Raw genomic sequence first — 25,205 nt, 5'->3', positions numbered from 1 at the left:
TGCTGTTTCTTTAAGGGGCATCCCTTTTGCTTTTCTTAAGTGTCTAAATACAGCACCTATAGTTGACAAAATATCATCTCCTTTTGATGTGAGATAAGACAATATATATTGGAATTATCATGATATTTTTTTGTTACCATGTTAAAGTACAAATATGGAGTTGGTATTATTAAAAAATATGCTTATTGGTTGCTTGGGCTTTGTGTATGCTTAATGCTAGGTGGTTTGACAGAACGTGTAGACGTTAGTTTGAATTATCCAGAATATCGGGATAATGTTGGAGAGGAGGAATTATCATATTAGGAAAAAATTAAGTGAATTCAAAAGAAATTAGTATTTTATGGAAAATATATGCTTAAGCTCAGTTAAAACTACCAGAAAGGATGACACGTATGAATAGTACAAAAAAATGTCAATGATTATTAGTATGCTATCAATAATCTTATTTATTATTGGTCCTAGTCAAGTTATAAATGCACAACATACTGATAACCAAATAATTATACCAAATGCTATTAAATATGAGACAAGATATTATAGTAAATCAATCTATAATCCAGATCCATCTTCAGCATATTATAATCCTTTTCCAACCACTATTTTTTATAATGATGGAGTATATAACGGACAATTATATATAGATAGTTGGTACATTGCTCAAAATAACTATGTTGTTACTTATAGAGGACATATAGGACCTTTTGTACCATTAAGATATAATTAAGGGATGAAACTAATGAAACAAATATATAAATGCATCGTTATTTTAGCATTATCTTTCTTATTAATAGGAACATCTGTTAACTTAAATGTGTCAGCGAGTTCAATAAACATAGAAGATGATATTGTTAAAGTAGACCCGCAAGCTGCTCCATGGAGAATATGGTGGGAAATTCCTTCTAATAGTTATTTAGGTGAACATTATTACTTTTCTCGTTTGTTTTACAATGGCAATTAAAGAGGATATTTGAGTGTTAACTGGAGTAAGTCAATTGGAAGCTTATACTATTATGAAGGTTATCTCTATCCTGAAGGAACGAATTATCCGATACCATCAAAAGTGAGGTTGGAAGAATGAAAATATTAAAACTATTATTTTCTTTATTAACTGTATTGTTTTTCACGAAGAATATGTTTTTGAATCAAAAAATTCATGCAGAAGAAGTAAACATCGGTGAGTACGAAAGGCATTATGTATTAGAAGACAGGCCATCGATTGTTTATGGAATAAAAATTGATGAGAACAAATTTCAGATTATTCTAAATAATGACCAACCACTAAGTGAAGAAAATCCAGAAGAAGTTTATGCTGATGAAATCCTTACGTGGATTTCAGATATTATGCGACCAGGTGGTGCGTTAGTTGGAAATTTAGATCCTACTGCTGAAAATGTAGAAATCCCCATAGCAGAAGAACTACAAACCGTAGAAGTTCATTTTACAGAAATTATTGAAGCACCTCAATTCCCTTCTTATAAATTAGTATTTACTAATCCTGAGTATAAACTAATGGAAAATCGACTGATCATTAAATTCCAAGGGAATAGAATCTGGGAATTCATTAAAGGGAATGAAGAAATTCAACTTGAGGATGGCAAAAATTCAGTGTTTAGATTAACCTTAGAAGAATAAAGTGTTGAGTTATGCAGCTCGGACTTATGGCTTATCTAAAGAACGTGTCTGGCAAGTGAGTCATCAATTGGGGATAGAAGGGTATGTTAAACAGAAAACAGGGAGATATTCTTTGGGGATGAAACAACATCTGTTGCTTGCTTTAGCTATTTTGAATGAGCCGAGTATTCTCGTTCTCGATGAACCCTTAAACGGTTTAGATCCCACAAGTATATTAAAAACTCGTCAATTAATAAGAGAGTTAGGGGCAAGTGGAAAAACAGTTTTGATGTCATCACACACTTTAAGTGAAGTGGATGCGGTGACGAGTCATATTTTGTTCTTAAAAGATGGGATGATTAGAGAGGAACATTTAGATGTGGCCGAGCTATCCGTTAGAAAAACTGCTGAACAACGTTATCTGGAGTTATATCGTGATGAAGTGCCATCCTGAAAAGCAGTAGTTAAAGATTTTGGGGACCTTTCTAGTCGCGGATTAAAAATAATAAGATCACCGAGAGAGACAGGCGCTGATCGAATTGACTAATTATTGATTAGTGGCTAGCGATGGAAGGTCATATTTTGATAGTGTAAATGATTTTATTCGGTTGAATTTCAGCGTATAATAAAGGCATCCAGTTACGCGTATGAAAAAGGAGATTGATGAAGATGGATTTACAATATCGTAAAGATGAGTTGGCTTACCACCAAAGAATAACAGAGATTATCCATGCGGATTATGATCATGTTTATAGCTATTTAGCGACGAATAAAATTTCAGAATGGTTTCCCCAACTTTCTTTTAAAACAATTGATGCCGCTGAAAAGTTGGTGTTTGATATGGGTGAGGATGAACTCGAATTAGTGTTCGAAATTATGGATAATCGTTTGAATCAAGAAATTAAGTTTCAATGGGATGATGGTGTCGTGCACATTAAATTGGATCCGACCGAGAATGGTACGGTCCTGACTTTAGAAGAACAAATGCCTTTGAATCAGGAATTGGATCAGATTGCGAATGATTTCGTGGGCTGGTATTTTCAAGTACTAAATATTCGGACGATTAGTGAAACTGGTGAACCTGCCTCACTCGATGTCATTGATTTTATGGCACTAGAAGAAGAAACTTTGGAAGTTTTAGAAAATCTTTAACTTTTAAGAAAACGCGTTCATCATTTGACTGCGGTCCAAACGTGGTACAATAAGATAAATCGTTTTAGATGGTTGCCGACAGACGTAGGTCGGTAGTTTTTATCTGATGCCTATATAATCGATAAAGAGCCTTGGAGGTGCCTGATGTGGGACCTGTGGAGGCTAAAAAGATTGTTGCGAAGCTCAGAGTTTTTATAATAAAAAATTTCCAAACAAAAAAGCATCGACACCATCATTAGATTGCAATGTACGAGGATTTCCTACGACCGCAGTCTTTTTTGCGTTGTAGTGACTTTCCTTGTCAGTCATGAATAAGGAGTGGAAACATGCTAAGCAAATCGCTAAGCAAACTGTCGTTGCCGAAAAAAGAAATCGTACTAATCGCTTTAGGGTGTCTCATTATGGCATTTGGTATTGTAAATATTCATATGCCGTCGCAAATTACTGAAGGAGGAGTCCTTGGGCTCGTACTCTTCTCGCATAAAGTGTTAGGTCTAGATCCATCAGCCATGAGTATTCTATTGGATGTAGCTTGTTATGCTTTAGCTTTCACGATGTTAGGTTGGAAATTTTTGAAGAAGGCGATTGTCGCTTCAACTTTCTTTGCCGGTTTTTACCGTCTATTCCTAGCAATCGGACCCGTTGTTCCAAGTTTATATAATTTCCCCCTAATTGCAGCAGTGCTTGGAGGAATTTTTATTGGAGTTGGGTGTGGCTTTGTGGTAACACAAGGTGGAGCTGCTGGGGGCGATGATGCGCTCGCTTTAGTGCTATCAAGACGTTTAAACTGTTCAATTGCCCGAGCGTACTTAATAACGGACGGTGTCGTGCTGTTATTATCACTCATTTATATTTCACCTACTCGTTTGGTGTATTCCTTTATAACGACGTTAGTCTCGTCATTTTTAATTGGACAATTTGAATTAAGATTGGTTAAACCCAGTTTTTCTGTTCAGCGTCCCGCAGCCAAAATTAGTTAATGAGACCAGCTGATTTTTTCCCGTCTGTAACTTACTTAAGTGAGTGACAGGCGGGGATTTTATTTTTATGTTATTCATGACTTAGGTAGCTTGGCTAGTGTGGATAAGGAGACAAACTTTAGAGCGAGGAATAAGAAACAATAGTTAGCGAATTCTGTTCAAGCGACACTGAAACTTCACGAATTTGTCATACATATTTGCGACAATATTGCTTGAATTCAAAGGGCAGCAATGCTATTGTAAATTGGAAGTAAAATTAGAAGGAAGTTAGATATGAACCGATTAGCCAAACAAATTTTTCGTTTTATGCTTGTGGGAGGTCTGTCAACGGCCATTGATTTCATCGTTTTATACGTATTACATCATCAATTTCAAATGAATTATTTACTGGCAACAGGAGTGGCCTTTGCGGTCGCAACCGTGTTTAATTATTGGGCCAGTATGACCTTTATATTTGAAAGTAAATTTACACAAGAACAGAAGAAGCAAGAGTTTAGCCTCTTTCTAATCTTGAGTTTATGTGGCTTAGGTTTAACGGAGCTTTTGATGTTTATCAGTGTGGATCTATTTGCCAGTCCGGTCATGTTAGGGAAATTATTCGTTACAGCGATTGTAATGGTCTTTAATTTCGTCACACGCAAGCGGTTCATCGAAGGAAAAACTTCTTAAACATTGGAAGCAGAAAGGGATGACAAGAGAATGAAAACAGGTACACTATCGATTGTCGTGCCATGCTACAACGAGGCCAACAATTTACAGGCCTTTATCGAGGTGATTTTAACCACGCAAGCACAACTACCAGCTGCTTTTATTGAACTGATTCTGGTCAATGACGGCTCTTCGGATGAAACATTAAATAAAATGCGAGACTTAGCTAAGCAGTATCCTGAGCGCATCTCTTATTTATCATTTTCTAGAAATTTTGGTAAGGAAGCAGCGATGTTAGCCGGCTTTGAACATGCGCAGGGTGAGTGGGTAGCGGTGATGGACGCGGACTTACAAGATCCACCAGAAATGTTGATTGAAATGCATCAGCTATTAACGACTAAGGCGTATGATGTCGTCGCAACACGCCGTGTCAGCCGAGAAGGCGAACCTAAGATACGTTCTGTATTTGCGAACTTATACTATAAATTAAACAATCTAATTTCAAATGTGAAAATTGAAGAAGGTGCGCGGGATTATCGCTTGATGACCCGACCGGTCATTGAGGCGATTTTAGCGATGCCCGAGCGCAACCGCTTCTCGAAAGGCTTATTCAGTTGGGTTGGTTTTGAAGTAAGATATTTAGAATATCCTAATATCGAGCGTCAAGTCGGCGAAAGCTCTTGGTCCTTTGCCAAATTGTTCGATTACGCGATTGAAGGTCTGATTAGTTTTTCAGATGTGCCACTAACGATCGCTAGTTATGTTGGTCTATTAACTTTCGTAGCAGCCTTTATTTATGGCGTTTATATAGTTATTCGCACTTTGATTTTCGGAGCAGCAACGCCAGGTTGGCCCTCACTGGCCGTTCTGGTCGTCGGCATGGGCGGACTACAACTTCTGTGTTTAGGCATCGTCGGTAAATATATCGGCAAAATATTTATCGAAAGTAAACAACGACCAATGTACATATTAAAAGAAGTCCATTTGAATGAACCGCCTTCTGTATTAAAGCAAGAAAAGTTAAATATATAGAAAGAAAACAGGCAGCCTTTGCACAATTAATGTGTGCTTTGGTTACCTGTTATTTTATTTATTCAGCGTCTGATTCATCGGTGTTTGCTGTTGGACCTGACTTTTTGTCAGCAAGATTTAAAGCCCAACCTTGGTTAACCACTATGAATTGTCCCAAGTACTCTTCTTTAAGTGCTTTCGCAAATTTTTCCTCGACAAAAGTGAGTAGACTATCGTGAAAATCAACGAATAATTGCTCATCTTCTGTGATATATAAAAGTTTTGTTGTAGCTTCATGTTGATAGAAGTAACGTGCTTTAACCACTGCTTCTGGTTTTTCTTTCGCAAACAAGCCATCTGTTAATATCTTGACTAATTCGATGGACTGATCGTTGAATCCCTCGTCAAAAATTTGAATTTTTTCAATTAAATCGGCCTGACGGTTGACGATGCGTAGACGGTAATCATCTAAAGAAACAGGTAACTTAGCACGAAGCGTTTCCAAACGGTTCAATGTGTCTTCGCGTGCTTCACTGATTTTTGGTGCAAGGAAAACCACTAATTTTAAGTTTGGATCGTGATACAAGGTTTCGACTTCTAAGTGACGTTTAGCGCCACAAGTATCACATTCAAAGTTTAATAAAGTGCCAGCAATCAACTGTTCTTTTAGTTCTGGATGTGTATTAGCATTGATAGCTGTATGGATGTTGCGCTTGGCCTCTGTTTGACAGACCGGACAAGCAAGTGTAACAGGTTGAGTCATTAAATTTCCTCCTACTAAATGCAATCGACTATTGATTTGACAACAAGATTATGGATAAGTGTGCCTTAACTATCCCATAAAAAAAGTATAACAAAAATAGCACATAAAAACGATAATTATTCGTTCGGTCATGAACAAAGATGTGTTATAATTGAAATGACAGGGTTACCATGGCAACTTGAAGATAGAAATTTTACGTCACAATCTCCAAGTTTACCTTCATACGACGTAAATTAATCATGTGTATTAACGACTAGGTGGGCTAAGCCTGCGAGCAGACCTCAAAGGGGTGAATTTTTGAAAAAGATAGTAATTTATGAAACAACTTATGGTTCGACTGAAAGTTATGCGAAACGTATCGCAGAAGAATTAGGTGCAACCATTAAAAAACATGAACAAATTCGCGTGGAGAAATTAGCGGATTATGATTTAGTGATTATCGGCACGTGTTTATTAAGTGGGAAAATTTATGATACTGACAGAATTGAGCAGTGGATTAACACTTATCCTGATAAGACATGGGGCTTATTTACGGTAGGTTTATCTAACCCATCCTTAACGGATTTTGAACCGATTTTTAAAGATAATTTCTCTGAAGTTGTCCAAAAACGGATCACGCCTTTCCATTTTAGAGGGACAATTCGTTACAAGCGACTGAATCTGATGTACGGCTTATTAAACAAAGCGCACATCAATCGTCAGAGTTCAATTGATACGGTACCTTTAGATGACGCAGGGTTAGCTTTACTAAAAACATATGGTACTATTATTGATTCAAGTGATGCGGATTCAATTAACCCATTGATTGAGTGGGTTGAAGAAGCAGAAGAAAAACATAAAGAAGCAAATTAAATCATTTAATTGCGAGCAAGGAGTTGTTATGATGACAAATGTAAAAGAAGTAGTAGGACGTCGAGCGGCTGATTATGTAGAAAGTGGTATGGTTGTAGGTCTTGGGACTGGTTCTACTGCTTATTGGTTTGTAGATGAAATTGGACGCCGGCTGAAGTCAGGTGAACTGACTGACATTCAAGGCGTTCCGACGTCCAAACAAACAGCAGATCAAGCACGTAAATTAGGTATCCCATTGGTAACTTTAGATGAAGTAAACCATATTGATGTTTTGGCTGATGGAGCGGATGAAGCGACGACAGAATTTAACGGTATTAAAGGTGGCGGAGGTGCTTTATTGCATGAGAAGATCGTTGCTCAGAATAGCCGTAAAATCATCTGGATTGTTGGCGAAAATAAAATGGTCGACTTTTTAGGTAAATTCCCATTGCCGGTTGAAGTGATTCAATTTGGTAGCTGGAAGTTATTCAAAAACTTTGACCGTGCAGGAATGCAGCCAACTTTTAGAAAAAGTGGCCGTGATTCTTTATTTATTACAGATTCTAGCAATTATATTATTGATTTACAATTAGATCATATTCAAAATCCTCAACAACTCGCATTTGAATTAAAGAACATGGTGGGCGTTGTGGATCATGGGTTATTCTTAAATTACCCAGACGTCATCTTGGTAGGTCAAGAAGACGGTGAAATTATAATCTACGAGCGTTAATAATCCATAAAAGAGATCTTACAAAAGGAGAACGTTTTATGAGCATAAGAATGGTCGATTTAATTAGTAAAAAACAAGCGGGTAAAGCATTAACAGAAGCGGAAATTAACTTTATCATCGAAGGCTTCACCACTGATACTGTCCCAGATTATCAAATGAGTGCCTTTGCGATGGCAGTTTACTTTAAAGGGATGACTGAAGAAGAGGCTGGTTATTTAACGATGGCCATGGCAGAAAGTGGCGATCAAATAGATTTATCTGCCATTGAAGGTATTAAAGTCGATAAACACTCAACTGGTGGGGTAGGCGATACGACGACTCTGGTATTAGCGCCTTTAGTCGCAAGTTGTGATGTCCCAGTGGCGAAAATGAGTGGCCGCGGTTTAGGTCATACTGGTGGAACAGTTGATAAGTTTGAAGCCATCAAAGGTTTCAAATATGAATTATCCACCGAAGACTTCATTGATACAGTGAACAAACACAAAGTGGCAGTTGTTGGTCAGTCCGGCAACTTAACACCGGCTGATAAAAAACTCTACGCTTTACGTGATGTAACAGGTACGGTTCAATCCATTCCGCTGATTGCCAGCTCAATTATGAGTAAGAAAATTGCGGCAGGTGCTGACGCGATTGTCCTTGACGTTAAAGTAGGCGACGGTGCCTTTATGAAGACGGTTGAAGAGGCTGAGCAATTAGCTCGCACAATGGTCCGTATCGGCAACCATGTCAACCGTAAAACACTCGCAGTTATTTCTAACATGAATCAACCTTTGGGTTGGGCTGTTGGGAATGCTTTAGAAGTCCAAGAAGCCGTCGAAACCTTGAGAGGTCAAGGTCCTGATGACTTAACTGAACTATGTTACGAATTAGGCGCACGTATGTTAGTAGCAGCTGAAAAGGTAGCGACGGTCGAAGAAGGAAAAGCCCTCCTTGCGGACAAAATAGCGAGCGGAGCCGCTTTGGAAAAATTCCGTGAATTCATCGAAAGTCAAGGCGGAGACGCAAGCTTCGTGGATGATACCAGTCTATTACCTCAAGCAGCTTATCAAATCCCCGTACCAGCAACAGCTGACGGCGTTATCAGTGATTGGGTAGCTAATGAAGTTGGAGAAGCAGCGATGTGGCTAGGGGCCGGTCGTGCAACGAAAGAAGACGAAATCGATCCAGCTGTCGGCTTAATGTTACATGCTAAAGTTGGTGACGCAGTCAATAAGGGCGACAATATCGTGACTATTTACAGTAACCGTGAAGACGTTGATGATGTGATTGCTAAAATCCAAGCAGCCGTTACTATAAGTGATTCAGCCCAAGCTCAACCACTTATTTACGAAACAATTGATCAAGCATAATTAATAGTGTCCCAAAGGCATTCCTGTGAAAATGGGGATGCTTTTTTCGTTAAGCGTACTAGGAATACTAGCTAGGGACGGCACGATTTTAAGTTGATGTGCTTAAATTTAATCGCCTCGAACCGAAAGGAAGCGATACTATTGAACTTTGAGGTTTGAAACGATGACACTTTATAGGATGACAAGGACTTTTAGAAAATAATTTTTTTCAAAACCTAATCTTCTCGAAAAACTGCAAGTGTCGCGAATGTAAAGGCTAGAAAATTGTAAGGAACAGTTTTCAATTCATTACCATCCAGAGGATAAGATTCGCCCTATTTGGTAATAAAACATTTATGTGGTTAGCGCTTTCATTATTGTGTTAAAAAGCTTAAACTAGAGAGGTGATTATTATAAAAGTTAGTGAGAGGAAGATTTAATGTATTTAGCAAATGGACAGCGTTACGATAGAATGGTTTATAACCGTGTGGGTAAAAGTGGCTTAAAGTTACCTGCAATTTCATTGGGCTTGTGGCATAACTTTGGTGACGTGGATGCTTTAAGCAATCAGCGTGAAATTATTCATGGAGCCTTTGATATGGGGATTACGCATTTTGATTTAGCGAATAATTACGGCCCACCTGCTGGCAGTGCAGAAATTAACTTTGGACGGATTCTAAAAGAAGATTTAAAACCTTATCGTGACGAATTAATCATATCTTCAAAAGCAGGATATTATATGTGGCCTGGACCTTATGGTGAATGGGGTTCGAAGAAAAACTTGATTGCGAGTTGTGATCAAAGTTTAGAACGCTTAGGCTTGGACTACGTTGATATCTTCTACCACCACCGCCCAGATAGTGACACGCCTTTATCAGAAACGGCGCATGCATTAGATTTATTGGTGCGACAAGGAAAAGCCTTGTATGTAGGGATTTCGAATTATTCTGCAGAAGACACGAAAAAAATGTCCGAGATTCTAAAAGCTCAAGGAACGCCATTTATCATTCATCAACCAAGTTATAGTATGTTTAACCGTTGGGTAGAAGATGGTTTGAAAGATGTCTTAGTAGAGGAAGAATTAGGAGCGATTGCTTTCAGTCCTTTAGCGCAAGGCTTACTGACAAACCGTTACTTAAATGGTGTGCCAGAAGATTCACGTGCAAGTCGCAGTGACAGCCCGTTTCTTTCTGAAGAAAATGTGGTGCAAACAATCGATAAAGTAAAAAAATTGAATGACATTGCTGCACAGCGTGGTCAAACGTTAGCAGAAATGGCGATTGCTTGGATTTTACGTGATGGTATTATTACGAGTGTCCTAGTAGGAGCAAGTCGTTTAAGTCAATTACAAGATAATGTCAAAGCGCTTGACCATTTAGACTTCACCACAGAAGAATTAACGGCGATTGACGCAGTCATTCAGTAACGATAGATAGCAATAAACACTTAGCCTTGGAGTTCGCTCCGAGGTTTTTTTGAGTTGCTTTGAAGGCATGCAATCTTCTGGTGAGAATTAGATACCTGACAAAGTGTGGGAAGTTATTCGCATGAATAAAGAACAAAATTGTTAAATAAAGTCAAGAAATATATATAAATGAGACTTTATATTTAAAAAGTAGGCAAAACGTAACCTTTAAAATAAAAAAGGGCGTTATCTAACGATATGAAAGCGCATACTCTATTTGTATAATGAATATAATTCATAGGAAGGGAAGGAATTACATTGGAAAAAAAGAGTCTTAGAACTATCTTACGTCGTATGGTAATTGTTGCTACTTTATTAGTCACAGCTTTACAAGGAGGCGCCCTTAATAGTGTCAGTGCTCAAGAAGTTGTCTTAACATATGGTATTTGGGATTCAAGACAGGAACCAGGATTACGTGAAATTGCTGATGACTTTGAAGCGGAAAATCCAGGGATAAAAATTGAACTCCAAGTAACTGGCTGGGGAGAATATTGGACGATGTTAGAAGCAGCTGCAACAGGTGGCTCTCTACCGGATATTTTCTGGATGCACTCTAATGAGATCTATAAATATGGATCAAATGATATGTTGCTAAATTTAGATGAATATATTGGACGAGATAGCATTGACTTAACGAAATTTCCACAAGGACTTGTTGATATTTATAATGTCAACGAATCGCAGTATGCAATTCCAAAAGATTTTGACACTATCGGATTATGGTATAACAAAACAATGTTTGATGAAGCTGGCTTAGACTATCCTGATGAAACATGGACTTGGGAGACATTGCGAGAAGCAGCTGAAATTTTAACTGATGAAGAAAAAGGTCAATATGGAATGTCAGCCCAACTTTCAAACCAAGAAGGTTATTATAACTTTGTCTATCAAAATGGTGGAACAATTTTAACTGATGAACGTACATCTGGTTATGATTTACCTGAAACAATTGAAGCTTTAGAATATTATTTCAGCTTCGTTCATGATGGTCTTTCACCAGAAAGCTATACAGATACTGATAGTCGAGCATTCTTAGAAAATGGTATTGCAGCGATGGCGACTTTTGGATCATGGCAATTACCCGCTTTCCTTGATAATGAGTATTTAGTGGAAAATTTTGACGTTGCACCACTACCTAGTAAAGAAGGGAATTCAACAACTATTTATAACGGCTTAGGAAATGCGATTGACGCAAATACTGAAAATCCTGAAGAAGCATGGCTATTCTTGTCATACCTTTCAAGTGAAGCAGTCCAAAGAAAAGCATCAGAACTTGGAATCGCAATATCTGCATATGAAGGAACAGCAGAAGCATGGATTGACTCTAATACAGAATTTAATCTTAAAGTTTATGTTGATATGGTAGAAAGTGGACAAATTAGACCCTACACAAACGAAACAACTGTATGGGAAGAGAAGGCTTATGAATTGTTAAATGCTGCCTATCGTGGGGAGCAGTCAGTTGAAGAAGGGGCGAAAGCTACAGCAGAAATGATGAATCAATTCATCAGTCAAGAATAATCGGATGAGTTAACAGAACACGAGTAGTCATTCTGCTGAGTGAGAATGGCTACTTTTTATTATAAGGTTAATTTTTGAGAAGGAGGAGTATCATGGGCGTAGGAAGTAAGAAGTCAACTTGGGCCTGGGGCTATGGAATGATCGCCCCTACAATTATTGGTTTAATCATTCTGAATATCATCCCTAGCTTTCAAACGGTTTATTATAGTTTCTTTAAAACAGGTGCTTTCGGTAAAGGTTCAGAATTTGTTGGATTAGAAAATTATTCAAGACTTATTAATGATTCTCAAGTGTGGCAAGCGACTTGGAATACAATTCGTTATACACTACTAGTCATTCCACCAGCTATAATTATTTCTTTAATATTAGCGGTTCTCGTGAACAATATAAAAGGAAAATCAATTTATCGAACAATTTACTTTTTACCAATGGTAGCCGCTCCGGCAGCGGTAACTATGGTTTGGCGGTGGTTGTACAATAATCAGTTCGGGTTAATCAACCAAATCTTAGGTTATGTTGGAATTGGACCAATTAATTGGATTGAGAATCCAAGCGTAGCTATTTATTCTGTAGCCATAATTGGTATCTGGAGTACGATCGGCTATAATATGGTGCTTTTATTGGCCGGATTACAAGAAATTCCTCAAGATTATTATGAAGCCGCTGATATTGATGGTGCCAGCATGTTTAGTAAAACTGTTAACATAACATTGCCACTTTTATCACCACAACTATTCTTCGTATCAGTTACTGGGATTATTCAAGGGATTCAAGTTTTCGATGTGATTTTCATGTTAATAAATCCATCGATGCCTTCTTACCCGACGACAGTTTCACTAGTATATTTATTCTATAACAATACTTTTAAATACAGTGATCGAGGTTATGGTTCAGCAATTGTTGCTCTTATATTAGTAATCATTCTGATTTTGACCTTTATTCAAGTGAAGTTACAGAATAAATGGGTTCATTATATGGGAGAGTGATAAAAATGAAATCGAAACCAATAATTTCCAAGATTGCGGTACATGTTGTGTTGATTCTGATTGCCGCTGTTATGATACTACCATTTATCTGGATGTTGTTAACAGCCTTCAAGACTCAAACAGAAGCAACTGCGTTAAATCCGTTTGTTATATTTCCATCTAGTTTAAAGTTTGATAACTTTAAAGCTGTATTGGCTAGATATGATTTTGTTATTTTATACTTTAATACTTTTGCTATGATTGGTATTAGAGTAGTTGCATCGACCTTGTTTAGTGCAATGGCTGCATATGCATTTGGGCGACTGGAATTTCCAGGAAGAGATTTCTTATTCAGCTTGGTTTTATTTCAAATGATGATTCCAGCACAAGTATTTATTATTCCACAATATTTGATGGTTGATGCGCTGGATATGCGAAATACAATTATGGCCTTAGTGTTTCCAGGAATTGTCAGTGCGTTTGGTACATTCCTCTTAAGACAGTTTTTCATGGGGTTGCCTAAATCCTTAGAAGAATCAGCAGTTTTGGATGGCGCTAATATAGGTCAGACGTTCTTCTCAATCATGTTACCTCTTGCAAAATCAGGCTTAGTTGCATTAGGTATATTTACGGCATTATTTGGATATAAAGAGCTAATGTGGCCAATGATTATTAATCCACAAGCTGACAAAGCGACTTTATCTTCAGCCTTATCATTAATACAAGGCGCTTATACAGTTAATTATCCCCAATTAATGGCTGCAGCAGTGATGGCCACTTGGCCAATGATTCTTATCTACGTAGTTTTCCAAAAACATTTCATTCAAGGTATTGCATCTACAGGAGGAAAACTATAATTATTCTAGTTTATGAATGTTTATTTCTCCAATCAAATGGAGAGAAGTTGTAATGTTTTTTAAAAGTAGCAGAAAAATTAAATTGATTTGAATAACCGATTTCTTCTGAAATACACTGTATTGAAAGATCTGTATTCATTAATAAATCTGCTGCTTTATTTAAACGATATTTAATCAAGAACTGGGAAGGGGTCAAGTTCAATTCTGCTTTAAACAAGCGAGTAAAATAGTTTCTGTTTAAGTTACAATGGTTAGCAATATCTGCTACAGAAATATCATTTTGATAATTATCTCTAATATAGTCGATGGCGCGTCTAATATAAACATTGGAAATTTCATTACGTGTGTCAGAAATTTGTTGGCTAGAATTTTGAATTAGAGCATCTAACAACTGATATAGATTACCTAATAATAAATATTCATTGTTAACATTTGTTTCTAACGTATCAGCAAAAATATGTGCAATCTCTTCAATTTTATTATCAGTGCGCGGTGTATAAATTAATTGAGTATCTGTAAAACCAGCAAGTTTCATAGATTGCTTCGCTTGAATGCCGTTGAATTCAACCCAATAATATTCCCATGGATCATCCGAATCAGCAGAATACGAACAAATTGTATCAGGTGGCATTAAGAAGCCTTGACCAGAAGTCAACTCTGTACCATCACTATTGTCTGGTTGGAAGAAACGACCTTTTCCCGAAACGATATAATGAAACAGATAATTATGCGTCAATATCGGACCGAAGCTATGTGAGAAATCACATTGTTCGTGTCCATGTTGAACAATATATAAATCAACAAATAAACTATTCGGATAAATATGTATACGCTTTCTTTTTCTTTTCATGATGAAATCCTTTCGTCAATTCTGATATGTGATAAGAACAGTATATCATATGACTAAGCAGTTTTATCTTTTGATATTCATGTAATTTATTTTGTATATATAAGAAAATTTTAAAAATATAATGACGATTTACTTTTATCACACTAAAAAAACAATAATACATTTATAAAGGAGTCTGTCTAATGGTTAAAATCACGTTTATTGGTGCAGGAAGTACAATATTTGCTAAGAATATTTTAGGTGATGCAATGCTGACACCCAGTCTTTATCATGCAGAAATCGCACTTTATGATATAGATGAGAATCGATTAAGAGAATCAGAAAGTATGCTTAATACAATTAATAAAAACTCAAACGAAGGGCGTGCATCAATTACAGCTTATCAAGATCGTAAAGAAGCATTAAGAGATGCCAATTTTGTTATCAATGCCATTCAAGTGGGGGGCTATAAACCGAGTACAGTAATCGATTTTGAAATCCCTCAAAAATATGGACTACAACAAACTATCGGTGATACGATGGGGATTGGTGGAATATTCAGAGCCTTACGTACGTTCCCGGTGATGTTAGAATTTGCTAAAGAGATGGAGGAAGTTTGCCCGGATGCTTGGTTACTTAACTACACCAACCCTATGTCTATGTTAACAATGGGAATCCTAAAAGCGACGAAAATAAAAACGGTAGGCCTTTGTCATAGTGTGCAAGTTTGTGTGCCAGAGTTATTTGAACATTTGGGAATTGCAGAAGAAGAGAATTTAGATAATTTTCAATGGAAAATTGCCGGAATTAACCATATGGCGTGGTTATTAGAAATCACTAAAAATGGTGAAGACTTCTATCCTACTATTAAAAAATTAGCAGCAGAGAAAAAAAACCCACACCGTGACTCAGTTCGATTCGAGTTAATGAAGCGATTCGATTATTATATTACTGAGTCAAGTGAACATAATGCAGAGTATCATCCTTACTTTATTAAGAGTAAATATCCAGAACTTATTGAGCGTTTTGGAATTCCGCTGAATGAGTACTTGCGTCGTTGTGAACAGCAAATTTCTGATTGGGAACATCAAAGAGATGATATCGTTGAAAATGGAGATCTAACTCATACTCGTAGCCGTGAGTATGCCTCATATATTATGGATGCTATTACGACAGGAAATCCAACCATGATCGCGGGTAACGTATTGAACAAAGGTTTAATTACTAATTTACCTGAAAACTCTTGTGTTGAGGTGCCATGCTTAGTTGATAAGAACGGAGTACAACCCACTTATGTCGGAGATTTACCTACTCAACTAGCTGCACTAAACCGTACAAACATTAATGTGCAAGAGTTAGTCGTTGAAGCAGCATTAACTCTAGATAAGAGTAAAATCTATCAAGCAGCTTTCTTAGATCCACATACGAATTCTGAATTATCAATGGATGATATTGTTGCAATGTGTGATGAGTTAATTGAAGCACATGGGGATTATTTACCAGCCTATCAATAATCATGCTTAGTAATAAATGCCTTGGAGGTCGCTCCAAGGTTTTTTATATTTATCTAAACAAAAAAAGGAAACGCCAAGCGTTTCCTAGTCATGTCTAATTTTAGAATAAAGTGTTGTAGCGGCCACGTGTGGCAAGTTTTGTGAAGTCTATTTGACGTGCTTGAGCCCAATCACGCAAGTCGCCAGAAATCACTAAGTTCGTACGACGTAATTCTGCTAAGTTTGAACAACCTAACATTAACATCATATGACGCAACGACGTTTCCCAATCACGAACAGTTTGGATTGTTTCAGCCACCCCTTTTTCGTGAACCGAAGCAAGGAATTTACCTGATAAACCAGTCGCTTTAGCACCAAAGGCTAGGGCTTTAATGATATCCGTGTAGTGACGAATCCCACCACTTGCTAGAACATCAAGAGTTCTTTGCACGCTAAGAGACTCTAAAAGTGATTCAGGTGTGGTTTGTCCCCAACTTGCTAAGTCGCTGAAGTCTAAACGATCACGACGGTCATTTTCAATTGTCACAAAGTTTGTTCCACCGCGACCACTTACATCTACGGTTTGGACGCCTAAACGGACTAATTGTTCCATTGTTTCGCGACTCATGCCGAAACCAACTTCCTTAACGATAACCGGCAAGCCCAAGCCATGGACAATATCAGCAATGTTATCAGGCCAGCTACGGTAATCGCGGTCACCTTCAGGCATTACGACTTCTTGAGGGACATTTAAATGAATTTGCAAAGCATCTGCTTGTAATAAATCAACGGCACGCTTAGCATTTTCCAATGAATGATGAGCCCCTAAGTTGGCCATCACGAAACCATTTGGATTGACCTCGCGAATCACAGTAAAACTATCTGCAACACTAGGGTCTTTTAAAGCAGCGCTGATTGAACCTGACGCCATCGCCAGTCCCGTTTCACGGGCTACCTCTGCCAATTTTTGGTTGAATTGCTTGGTGAAACTAGAACCACCAGTCATCCCATTGATATAGAAGGGGAGGTCGAACGTATGCCCAGCCCAATCAGTGGATAAATCGACTTGAGCCATGGATAAATCGCTAAATGAATGGTGCACGAAACGCACATCATCAAAAGCCGAGTGTTTCATGGCGGCTTGTTGCTCTAAAGCTAAATTAACATGATCATCTTTACGCTGTGAATCTATCGTTTGCTTGTGTTCATCTGTCATAAAAGCACCCCGTTTCTTAAGTCTTGTTAAGTAAATTCTAACACATCTATAACTAAAAGCCGACTATTACTTCATTAATGAAAACACCACTAACAAAACAGCTCCCTACATCTGTAAGGGAGCTACTTTAATATCCAATGGTATAATGCCAGTGGCTTTCCACTGTTCTTGTAAAAGCTCAGACTTTTGATTCTTATGGCCGATCGCGATGCCACAATCGCCGCCGCCTGCGCCGGAAGACTTGGCTTCAAATTGATAAGCCTGTGATAAATTAACTAAATCGCTCAAAGCAGGTGTTTCAATTGTTAAATTAAATTGCTTGCTGAGTTTCAATAATAGGTGGCGGTAATTAGCCAACTCTTCCTGGATGAGTGTAATATTCTTAGTCTTAAACGCTTGATGCATGCTTTCGACGCTCACTTGGCTGTCCTCTAGGAAAGTCTTGTAGGGAGAAGTTGTATCAGCATCATTCATTTGTTGACGTAGGTAGCCTACTAAGTCGTCTGTTGAAGCTGGGGATTGAGTCCAACCAATTAAAACGGTCATATCTTCAATCGTTTGGATGGTTTCTAATTTTAGATAGGGCCAGTCAACATGTAATAAATCGAGGGTCGATGGATTAGTACTTAAACGAGCGCGTAACCAATCGCGGTCAAAGGATTGATAGTACACCCAATTACCTAGTGTAATGGCTGCAATATCACCAAAACTGCCGTTCGTATTCAATTTAGTCAAAGCAATACAAGCCAGCTTGAAAATTGTTTCAGCGGAAATCGCTTGAAGTCCGTAAAATTGAATCAAGGCACGAATCGTAGCAACTGTGACAGCGCCACTTGAGCCAAAACCATACTTCTTACCTTCTTGCGAAGCAAGATCACTTGAGAAAGTCAGCTGATAGTCTTGAATCGGGCGGCCAATTTCAGTAATCAACGCTTCAACCACCTCAATGGCTGCTAAGACATAACGCCAATCCTTCAGCGAGCCGGCAGATTGTTGTTCGATGTTGATTTGAATATCATTTGTGTGTGGGTTTCGGCGGTAGTTTAAGTCGTTCATTCCTGGTAAATCTGATTGAATACAGCCATGATAAGGTTTCAAGCTGATAGAAAGTTGGCTATTTAAGTATTGGTCAACGGCAATTAAAATGGCAGGATGACCAGGTTCTAAAATGGCATACTCGCCTGAAATGTACAATTTACCTGGCACTTTGATGCTTTGTGTTTGGAAGTTCTGTTCAGGTTTCAATTCAAATAAGTTTGACATAACAGATGAGAAATTCATACATTACTCCTTATCTAGCGGGTAGGCATTAGGCCCGGGTTTTGCAATAACAATTTGTTCTTCGCCAAATCGTGACACAAAAGCTGCTTTGACACGTTCAGCTTCACTTGCACGGCAAAGTACTTTGACATTTGGGCCGGCATCCATCGTGAGGTATGCCGAAATACCCTCTTCACGTAATTGACGCACGATTTGCATCGCTTCGATTGAGCCAGGTTCCCAATAGGTGAAACTTGGGTTAGCGGCAATCGTCATGGCATGCATCTTCATGGCATTATGTTCAGCGATTGTACCTACTGTGTCGATATCATGGGCTTTAATCGCTGGTTTTATTTTCTCTAGATCTTTTGCCACTTCGCGTGGCCATAGTTCATAGAAGGGGGATGTCTCGTTAGTGTGTTCCATACCAAGTCGACTGTCGACTTTCTTAGCTTGTCGGTTAATGATGACGAAAACCATTGCAAGGTCCCAATCGGCATCATCAAATGCTTCTGCATAACTTGATGCACTGTCGTCACCTTGCCCTTTATGCCACTCAACGAAACCGCCGAGTAAGCTACGACTGGCACTGCCTGATCCTTGACGAGCGAAAGTTGATAGGGTTCGTGTATCGATAGCTAAGTCAAGAGCCAAATTACAAGCACCTGCTAGAGCCGCAAAAGCGGAAGCAGAGGAAGCTAAACCAGCTGCTGTTGGGACATGGTTAATACTACGTACAGTCGCGAATAAGTTAGGTCGATTAGCTTCTTTTCTAAATAAGTCGAGGAAGCGGCTGACTTTTGCTGTATGAAAGTCATTTTGTAAGACGCCGTCTAAATAAAACACGTCACTCGTAAGTGACGTATCGAACTCGACTTCAGTATCTGTATAAAAAGCATCCAACGTTAATGAGAGACTGTTGGTAACGGGTAAGAATAACTCTTTGTTTCGCTTACCCCAATATTTAATAAGCGCAATGTTTGTGTGAGCACGAAACTTTGCAGAGAATAATTGCTTGGTCATGACGAACTCCTTTTATTAGTGCAAGTTATTGTACGGAATTTTTGGTCCTATTTTGTCCAATAACTTGCTTTGATAAGTAGTGTTTAATCTAATGGGATATACCATGACTGGATGGCTCCAGCCTCTTTCATTTCTTGAGCGACTACTTGAGCGCTCGCCTCGTCCGTTGCAAGTGCGATGACGCAACCGCCTAAACCTCCACCGGTTAATTTAGCGCCGAGGGCGCCGCCTAACCAGGCTGCATTAATGATGCGGTCTAATATTGGATTTGAAATGCCTAGTTGATTTAAATAGTAGTGGTTGTAAGTCATTAAGCGGCCGAGCTCGGTCGCATCATTAGCTTGGATGGCATCGTGTGCTTGTTGAACGAACTTTCCAATCGCTGACATTAATTCCTCTACTAATAAAGGTTTCTTTTCTTTCAGTAGTCGGACATGGTTAACCGCAAGTTTCGTTTGACCTGCCTGGCCGCTGTCTGCGACCACTAAGAAGGCATCCATTTTCAAAGGAAACGGACGGGGTGTCTGACTTTTTCGATAGATGACAGGATTAGGTGTGCTAGTCATTAGAGTATCTAGTCCACTAGTTGATTCATGGGCAATGACTTCTGCTTGATTGACAATCAAGTGAAGCTGCTTGTCAGAAATAGGGACGCAATAGTAATCACAAATTGCCCGAACAATCGCGACAGAAACAGCAGCAGAAGAGCCCATGCCTCTTTCTTGAGGGATGGTACTGTCAATCGTAATCTGAATCGGTTGTGAAAGTATCTTAAAGCTATCAAGAGTTAAGCTGATGGCTCGTTTAAGGTTCGCTAACATGGAAGGAGCATCTTCCAATGGCCCAGCGTAATATTGACAATCAATATAAGAATTGGAGTGTTGTGAAGCTTCGACTTGGACGTGAACTTGCACAGCAGGGAATGGTAGCGCTATCGCAGGGTAATCATAGACCACAGCGTGCTCACCCATCAGAATAATTTTACTGTGTGCATACCCATGACCTACCTTAGAAGTCGTTTGAGTTGCTTCTGATGTAATGCCTGCTTGTTCTTGATTGACTTGTTCAATTGATATATCTAATCGATTTTCATCAAATTGTCCCTGATAACGTGACTCCATAAAAGAACTGCCTCCATTCAACCTGTAATTGTCTGTTGTTACGACGTACGACCTTCAATTGTATTGTACCAATAGTTCGCATGGTATTAGTACGATTAATCGTATTATTTAAATAAATTTAAGCTTTATCTTGAACTGTTTAAGATTTATTGAATACAAAGCACATCTTTCTGTGATAAAATTAACTAAATATCCAAAAGAGATAAAGCTGTCTGCTTTAACTAGCATAGACTATTATAGTTGAACAGCTGTTACTCTCGCAAGTCTAAATCTATGAATGAATTATATAAACAATATATCCCAAATGAAGGAGTTTAAAAGTGACTCAATTTAAATTGTATACTCGTTACACACGTCAAGAATGGCAACAATTCCAATATGATGGACCCGAAATTGCTCCGGTTCAACAATTATCAGATTTAGTTTCCTTACATGACCGTCTTTCTCAAAGAGATGTGCGTGAAGTTTATGCCCCTCTGGTTCATTATGTCGATATAGCCATCAGAAGTGATCATAATTTTCAGAATAAGAGAGATGAATTTTTTACGACGGATCCAGAAAGTCCGGTTCACTCACCGGCCATCCCATTCGTCATTGGTATTTCAGGGAGTGTGGCGGTAGGTAAAAGCACAACCGCTCGAGTACTTCATCAATTATTGAAAGAAACGTATCCAGGACGTAAAGTCGAGATGTTAACGACAGATGGTTTTTTATATTCAAATGAAGCATTGGAACAGCAAGGCCTTTTAAATCGTAAAGGCTTTCCAGAAAGTTATGACATGACTGGCCTATTGAATTTTATGAGTATGGTCAAAACGTCTAAAGAAGCCGTGAAGTATCCAATTTATTCTCATGAAATTTATGATGTGATACCGGGTGAATACGGCGTGGTTGATCAACCAGATATACTGATAGTTGAGGGAATCAATGTGTTCCAATTACCGCAAAACCAACAACTTTATGTCAGCGACTTTTTCGATTTATCGATTTATGTTGATGCCGAAGCGCGTAATATTCGTAAATGGTACAGAGAACGCTTTGATATGCACATGGATTTAGCAGAGAATGACCCGACTAATTACTACTATGAAATCAGTAAACTCCCACGCGAAGAAGCGCATGACTATGCGGACGAGATCTGGTATTCAATCAACCTACCGAACCTCGTTCAATACATTCAACCGACCCGTAGCCGAGCGAATATTATACTGCATAAGACGGATGATCACGCGATAGATGCAATTTATGTTCGCAAATACTAAAATTTCGTGTAGAATAGAACAATACTAAAGAAGTAAATGGGGGAATAAAGTTGACCGCGACATTAAAAGCGATTGAAAAGATTATTGTTTTAGATTTTGGAAGTCAATACAATCAGTTAATCACACGTCGAATCCGCGAGTTCGGAGTATTTAGTGAATTACTACCGAATGACACAAGTGCAGAAGCTATTAAAGCAGAAGGAAACGTCATTGGTATTATCCTATCTGGAGGTCCACATAGTGTGTATGCAGAGGATGCTTTTACAGTAGATCCTGCAATCTATGATTTAGGTGTACCGGTTCTAGGCATTTGTTATGGCATGCAGTTAACAACACAACTATTCAATGGTACTGTCTCTAAAGCGAACAAACGCGAATACGGACGTTCAATGATTAACATTAGTGAAACGTCAACTGGAATTTTTGAAGGTTTAGCTGATGAAGAACAAGTTTTAATGAGTCATGGCGATTTAATCACTGAATTACCTGAGGGATTTGAAGTCATCGCAAGCAATGATCATTGTCCAATCGCAGCTTTCCAGAATACCGCGCGTCAAATTTATGGTGTTCAATTCCATCCAGAAGTTCATCATAGTACACATGGTAATGAAATGTTACGTAACTTTGCCTTTGAAATCTGTCAAGCAACAGGTGACTGGACAATGGACAATTTCATTGAGTTTGAAATTGCTAAAATTCGTGAAAAAGTCGGCGACCGTAAAGTATTACTTGGTTTATCCGGAGGGGTCGATTCAAGTGTGGTTGGAGTTCTTTTGCAAAAAGCAATTGGCGATCAATTAACATGTATCTTTGTTGACCACGGACTTCTACGTAAAGGTGAAGGCGACGCAGTTATGGAAGCATTAACAGGTAAGTTTGGCCTAAACATTATTCGTGTGGATGCTAAAAAACGCTTCTTCGATAAATTGCGTGGGGTGAGCGATCCAGAAGAAAAACGTAAAATTATCGGTAACGAGTTTGTTTACGTCTTTGATGACGAAGCGACTAAGTTAGAAGGTGTGGATTTCCTAGCACAAGGCACGCTTTACACGGATATTATTGAGTCTGGTACAAAAACAGCTCAAACAATTAAATCTCACCATAACGTGGGTGGATTACCCGAAGATATGGAATTCGAATTAATCGAACCATTGAGTACTTTATTCAAAGATGAAGTGCGTTCATTAGGAACAACACTAGGCATGCCTGACAGCATTGTTTGGCGTCAACCATTCCCAGGACCCGGTCTAGGGATTCGTGTCTTAGGTGAAATTACTGAAGAAAAAGTTGAAATCGTTCGTGAATCCGATGCGATTTTACGTGAAGAAATTGCAAATCACGGTCTTGAACGTGAAGTATGGCAATACTTTACAGTCCTACCAGGTATTCGTAGTGTAGGTGTGATGGGTGACGGTCGTACGTATGATTATACGATTGGTATTCGCGCAGTGACATCGATTGATGGTATGACTGGTGAGTTCGCTCGTATTGATTGGGATATTCTTCAAAAAATCAGTACGCGTATTGTAAATGAAGTCGCACACGTAAACCGTATCGTGTATGACATCACAGGAAAACCACCAGCAACAATTGAATGGGAATAGAAGAATAAAAGAAAGCAGCGACACCCCTTTTAAAATAGGGGCGTCGCTGTTTTTATAGTATAAGGAATTATTAGGTTAGAGTTGATAGAATGCCTTTTGTGCTTCGCTTACCTTATTGGTTTTCCAATGCGTTGGTCGCTTTCAAAGCCTCACTGGCGTTCGTGCTTTTTCAGCTGAATCGGCTAGGTTCTGTCTAATTCGCGTTGCTCAGAGTCAGACCAAGCTACGCCGATTCCCCTTATTACCGCTTTGGTAAACCACCACGATGAGCTGCGCTTAATAGTTCAACTAAAATAAAAATCACGATATAGTATAAACGAATCGAACCTAAGAAGCCTAAGACATAGTTCTAGGTTTTCTTACTTAGTCTATTACAGTGTGTGAAATTTCGATACTAGTATCCGGAATTTCTTGTGAGAATTCAACTTCCTGTGACAAGTTGTCTACTAGACCATCAGGAGTGCCTGATGGTCCGGTGCTAATACCTTTTCTATGTAGAATAATAGAATTTCTAAAAAATTAGAATTTTTATTTTGAACTTCAATCAAATCATTTTGTATTAAATTGTTTACATAACGATTTTCAGAAATTCTAATGACATTTGTAACCAAATGGTATATTAGTAGTATACCAACGGAGGAGCCAATCCCATATGTAAAATAATCCCAATTATTGGTCAAATTCGTAAAAAGTCAACCAATCATTAGCGACCCTAATATATCTAAAACTAGAAAAATGCCCTTAACGAAGCGTGAAGACCTACTTCGCAATCGAGCTTCTGTTCTGTATTTATAAATATTATTATCAACTCTCTCTTCAGCTGCGTGATTTTCGTGATTTTCTTTTTCATTTGAAGGTGGAAGCAAAACCCAAACAATCGTCCCTAAAGGCGCTTTCTGTTGTTTCTCTCGGTTCAAAAAAGGAGCATAAAAATGAGGAAAAACATAGCGGAAATCTTAAGTTTTATTTGTGTTGTAATGATTTTTTTACCATCTGTGTTTCCGTTATCAAACGCTATTGCTTATGCTAATTCATGGGATCAGCTAGAACCATACTCAGTTATTGAAGATGGAGAAAACATTGAATATGTGTACAAGGTTACTGAGGAAGAATTGGCTGAACTTGAACAATACTATGGTTCAAGTTCCTTGATGAGAGCAAATACAATCTATGGTTCTATTAAAAAACCTGGAACTGTAGTAGGACTTGCTGGAGCAATTATTGCTGTTGCAGGTATGGGTACGGTTGGTGGTGTTATAGGTATAGCTGGCACATTAATTGAATATAATACAGATTATATCTACTATACTTACAAGCAGTCAAGTTGGAGAGAATCTAATGGTAGGTTCCACGTTACTGTAAGGATGAATTTCTATAGTAATGCGTCCTATACTAATTATGTAACAGGGACAACTTTTACTCACACATATGAAGTTTGGGAATAAATAAAAAAGAGGGCTATCATGAAAGATATAAACTATAAAAAGTATAAAAAGAATTTTCAAATCTTAAGTGCGATCTCTATGCTAGTC

25 protein-coding genes are annotated in these 25,205 nt (G+C 38.3%); 19 read left to right on the top strand and 6 right to left on the bottom strand.

Annotated elements, in window-relative coordinates; translation table 11 throughout:
* The first annotated feature begins 415 nt into the window (after positions 1–415).
* The 8 genes from ACTQ45_RS06645 to ACTQ45_RS06610 all read left to right on the top strand — a co-directional run bounded on the left by ACTQ45_RS06645 (position 416) and on the right by ACTQ45_RS06610 (position 5,423).
* Positions 416–724, top strand: coding sequence for a hypothetical protein (locus ACTQ45_RS06645; RefSeq protein WP_441763292.1), 309 nt, complete (start codon positions 416–418; stop codon positions 722–724).
* 12 nt (positions 725–736) lie between these two features.
* Positions 737–958 carry a hypothetical protein gene (locus tag ACTQ45_RS06640; RefSeq protein WP_441763291.1) on the top strand — a complete coding sequence of 74 codons (222 nt, stop codon included), beginning with the start codon at positions 737–739 and terminating at the stop codon, positions 956–958.
* A gap of 173 nt (positions 959–1,131) precedes the next feature.
* Positions 1,132–1,632, top strand: coding sequence for a hypothetical protein (locus ACTQ45_RS06635; RefSeq protein WP_441763290.1), 501 nt, complete (start codon positions 1,132–1,134; stop codon positions 1,630–1,632).
* A gap of 4 nt (positions 1,633–1,636) precedes the next feature.
* Positions 1,637–2,065 carry an ATP-binding cassette domain-containing protein gene (locus ACTQ45_RS06630; protein WP_441763289.1) on the top strand — a complete coding sequence of 143 codons (429 nt, stop codon included), beginning with the start codon at positions 1,637–1,639 and terminating at the stop codon, positions 2,063–2,065.
* A gap of 215 nt (positions 2,066–2,280) precedes the next feature.
* Positions 2,281–2,763 (top strand): hypothetical protein, encoded by a 483-nt coding sequence (locus tag ACTQ45_RS06625; RefSeq protein ID WP_441763288.1) that lies wholly within the window; start codon positions 2,281–2,283, stop codon positions 2,761–2,763.
* Positions 2,764–3,089: 326 nt separating this feature from the next.
* The gene (locus ACTQ45_RS06620; protein WP_441763287.1) at positions 3,090–3,743 is read left to right on the top strand and encodes a YitT family protein; all 654 of its coding nucleotides are present in this window, start codon (positions 3,090–3,092) and stop codon (positions 3,741–3,743) included.
* Between the two features lie 273 nt (positions 3,744–4,016).
* On the top strand, positions 4,017–4,412 hold the full coding sequence (locus tag ACTQ45_RS06615; protein ID WP_441753287.1) for a GtrA family protein: 396 nt from the start codon (positions 4,017–4,019) through the stop codon (positions 4,410–4,412).
* A gap of 30 nt (positions 4,413–4,442) precedes the next feature.
* Positions 4,443–5,423: a glycosyltransferase family 2 protein gene (locus ACTQ45_RS06610; protein ID WP_441753286.1), complete on the top strand. Its 981-nt coding sequence runs from the start codon at positions 4,443–4,445 to the stop codon at positions 5,421–5,423.
* 58 nt (positions 5,424–5,481) lie between these two features.
* Here the strand turns inward: ACTQ45_RS06610 and ACTQ45_RS06605 are convergent, their stop codons facing one another.
* The gene (locus ACTQ45_RS06605; RefSeq protein ID WP_441753284.1) at positions 5,482–6,165 is read right to left on the bottom strand and encodes a CpXC domain-containing protein; all 684 of its coding nucleotides are present in this window, start codon (positions 6,163–6,165) and stop codon (positions 5,482–5,484) included.
* 297 nt (positions 6,166–6,462) lie between these two features.
* On the opposite strand from ACTQ45_RS06605, the gene ACTQ45_RS06600 reads away from it, so the two are divergent.
* From ACTQ45_RS06600 to ACTQ45_RS06570, 7 genes are all read left to right on the top strand, one after another.
* The gene (locus ACTQ45_RS06600; protein WP_441763286.1) at positions 6,463–7,017 is read left to right on the top strand and encodes a flavodoxin domain-containing protein; all 555 of its coding nucleotides are present in this window, start codon (positions 6,463–6,465) and stop codon (positions 7,015–7,017) included.
* Between the two features lie 31 nt (positions 7,018–7,048).
* Positions 7,049–7,729 (top strand): ribose-5-phosphate isomerase RpiA, encoded by a 681-nt coding sequence (gene rpiA, locus ACTQ45_RS06595; RefSeq protein WP_441753281.1) that lies wholly within the window; start codon positions 7,049–7,051, stop codon positions 7,727–7,729.
* A 44-nt stretch (positions 7,730–7,773) separates the two neighbouring features.
* Entirely contained in the window at positions 7,774–9,078 is a 1,305-nt protein-coding gene (locus ACTQ45_RS06590) for a pyrimidine-nucleoside phosphorylase (protein WP_441753360.1), read from the top strand.
* A 418-nt stretch (positions 9,079–9,496) separates the two neighbouring features.
* Positions 9,497–10,483 (top strand): L-glyceraldehyde 3-phosphate reductase, encoded by a 987-nt coding sequence (gene mgrA, locus ACTQ45_RS06585; protein ID WP_153861538.1) that lies wholly within the window; start codon positions 9,497–9,499, stop codon positions 10,481–10,483.
* A gap of 297 nt (positions 10,484–10,780) precedes the next feature.
* On the top strand, positions 10,781–12,043 hold the full coding sequence (locus ACTQ45_RS06580) for an ABC transporter substrate-binding protein (protein WP_441753277.1): 1,263 nt from the start codon (positions 10,781–10,783) through the stop codon (positions 12,041–12,043).
* Between the two features lie 92 nt (positions 12,044–12,135).
* Complete coding sequence (locus tag ACTQ45_RS06575; RefSeq protein WP_153831199.1) at positions 12,136–13,029, top strand: carbohydrate ABC transporter permease; 894 nt, start codon at positions 12,136–12,138, stop codon at positions 13,027–13,029.
* 5 nt (positions 13,030–13,034) lie between these two features.
* Entirely contained in the window at positions 13,035–13,865 is an 831-nt protein-coding gene (locus tag ACTQ45_RS06570) for a carbohydrate ABC transporter permease (protein ID WP_153831200.1), read from the top strand.
* A gap of 10 nt (positions 13,866–13,875) precedes the next feature.
* Here ACTQ45_RS06570 and ACTQ45_RS06565 read toward each other — a convergent pair whose 3' ends face one another.
* On the bottom strand, positions 13,876–14,715 hold the full coding sequence (locus ACTQ45_RS06565) for an AraC family transcriptional regulator (RefSeq protein ID WP_441763285.1): 840 nt from the start codon (positions 14,713–14,715) through the stop codon (positions 13,876–13,878).
* A 182-nt stretch (positions 14,716–14,897) separates the two neighbouring features.
* Between ACTQ45_RS06565 and ACTQ45_RS06560 the strand changes: the two genes are divergently transcribed.
* The gene (locus tag ACTQ45_RS06560) at positions 14,898–16,208 is read left to right on the top strand and encodes an alpha-glucosidase/alpha-galactosidase (protein ID WP_441763284.1); all 1,311 of its coding nucleotides are present in this window, start codon (positions 14,898–14,900) and stop codon (positions 16,206–16,208) included.
* Between the two features lie 100 nt (positions 16,209–16,308).
* On the opposite strand, the gene fni is transcribed toward ACTQ45_RS06560, so the two are convergent.
* The 4 genes from fni to mvk all read right to left on the bottom strand — a co-directional run bounded on the left by fni (position 16,309) and on the right by mvk (position 20,807).
* The gene (fni, locus tag ACTQ45_RS06555; RefSeq protein WP_441753272.1) at positions 16,309–17,403 is read right to left on the bottom strand and encodes a type 2 isopentenyl-diphosphate Delta-isomerase; all 1,095 of its coding nucleotides are present in this window, start codon (positions 17,401–17,403) and stop codon (positions 16,309–16,311) included.
* 105 nt (positions 17,404–17,508) lie between these two features.
* Complete coding sequence (locus ACTQ45_RS06550) at positions 17,509–18,684, bottom strand: phosphomevalonate kinase (RefSeq protein ID WP_441763283.1); 1,176 nt, start codon at positions 18,682–18,684, stop codon at positions 17,509–17,511.
* Positions 18,685–18,687: 3 nt separating this feature from the next.
* On the bottom strand, positions 18,688–19,686 hold the full coding sequence (mvaD, locus tag ACTQ45_RS06545) for a diphosphomevalonate decarboxylase (protein ID WP_441763282.1): 999 nt from the start codon (positions 19,684–19,686) through the stop codon (positions 18,688–18,690).
* Between the two features lie 83 nt (positions 19,687–19,769).
* Positions 19,770–20,807: a mevalonate kinase gene (mvk, locus tag ACTQ45_RS06540; protein WP_441763281.1), complete on the bottom strand. Its 1,038-nt coding sequence runs from the start codon at positions 20,805–20,807 to the stop codon at positions 19,770–19,772.
* Between the two features lie 320 nt (positions 20,808–21,127).
* Between mvk and coaA the strand changes: the two genes are divergently transcribed.
* The 3 genes from coaA (at position 21,128) to ACTQ45_RS06525 (ending at position 25,118) form a co-directional block, all read left to right on the top strand.
* Positions 21,128–22,069, top strand: coding sequence for a type I pantothenate kinase (gene coaA, locus ACTQ45_RS06535; protein ID WP_441753267.1), 942 nt, complete (start codon positions 21,128–21,130; stop codon positions 22,067–22,069).
* Positions 22,070–22,113: 44 nt separating this feature from the next.
* Positions 22,114–23,673 carry a glutamine-hydrolyzing GMP synthase gene (gene guaA, locus ACTQ45_RS06530; protein ID WP_441753358.1) on the top strand — a complete coding sequence of 520 codons (1,560 nt, stop codon included), beginning with the start codon at positions 22,114–22,116 and terminating at the stop codon, positions 23,671–23,673.
* A gap of 932 nt (positions 23,674–24,605) precedes the next feature.
* Positions 24,606–25,118, top strand: a complete 513-nt coding sequence (locus tag ACTQ45_RS06525; protein ID WP_441763280.1) for a hypothetical protein — start codon at positions 24,606–24,608, stop codon at positions 25,116–25,118.
* Positions 25,119–25,205: the final 87 nt, after the last annotated feature.

Source organism: Fundicoccus sp. Sow4_D5 (genome assembly GCF_052116365.1).
Lineage (GTDB): Bacteria > Bacillota > Bacilli > Lactobacillales > Aerococcaceae > Fundicoccus.
The sequence above is the reverse complement of the archived record's forward strand: the minus strand, read 5'-3'. Positions and strand labels throughout refer to the sequence as shown.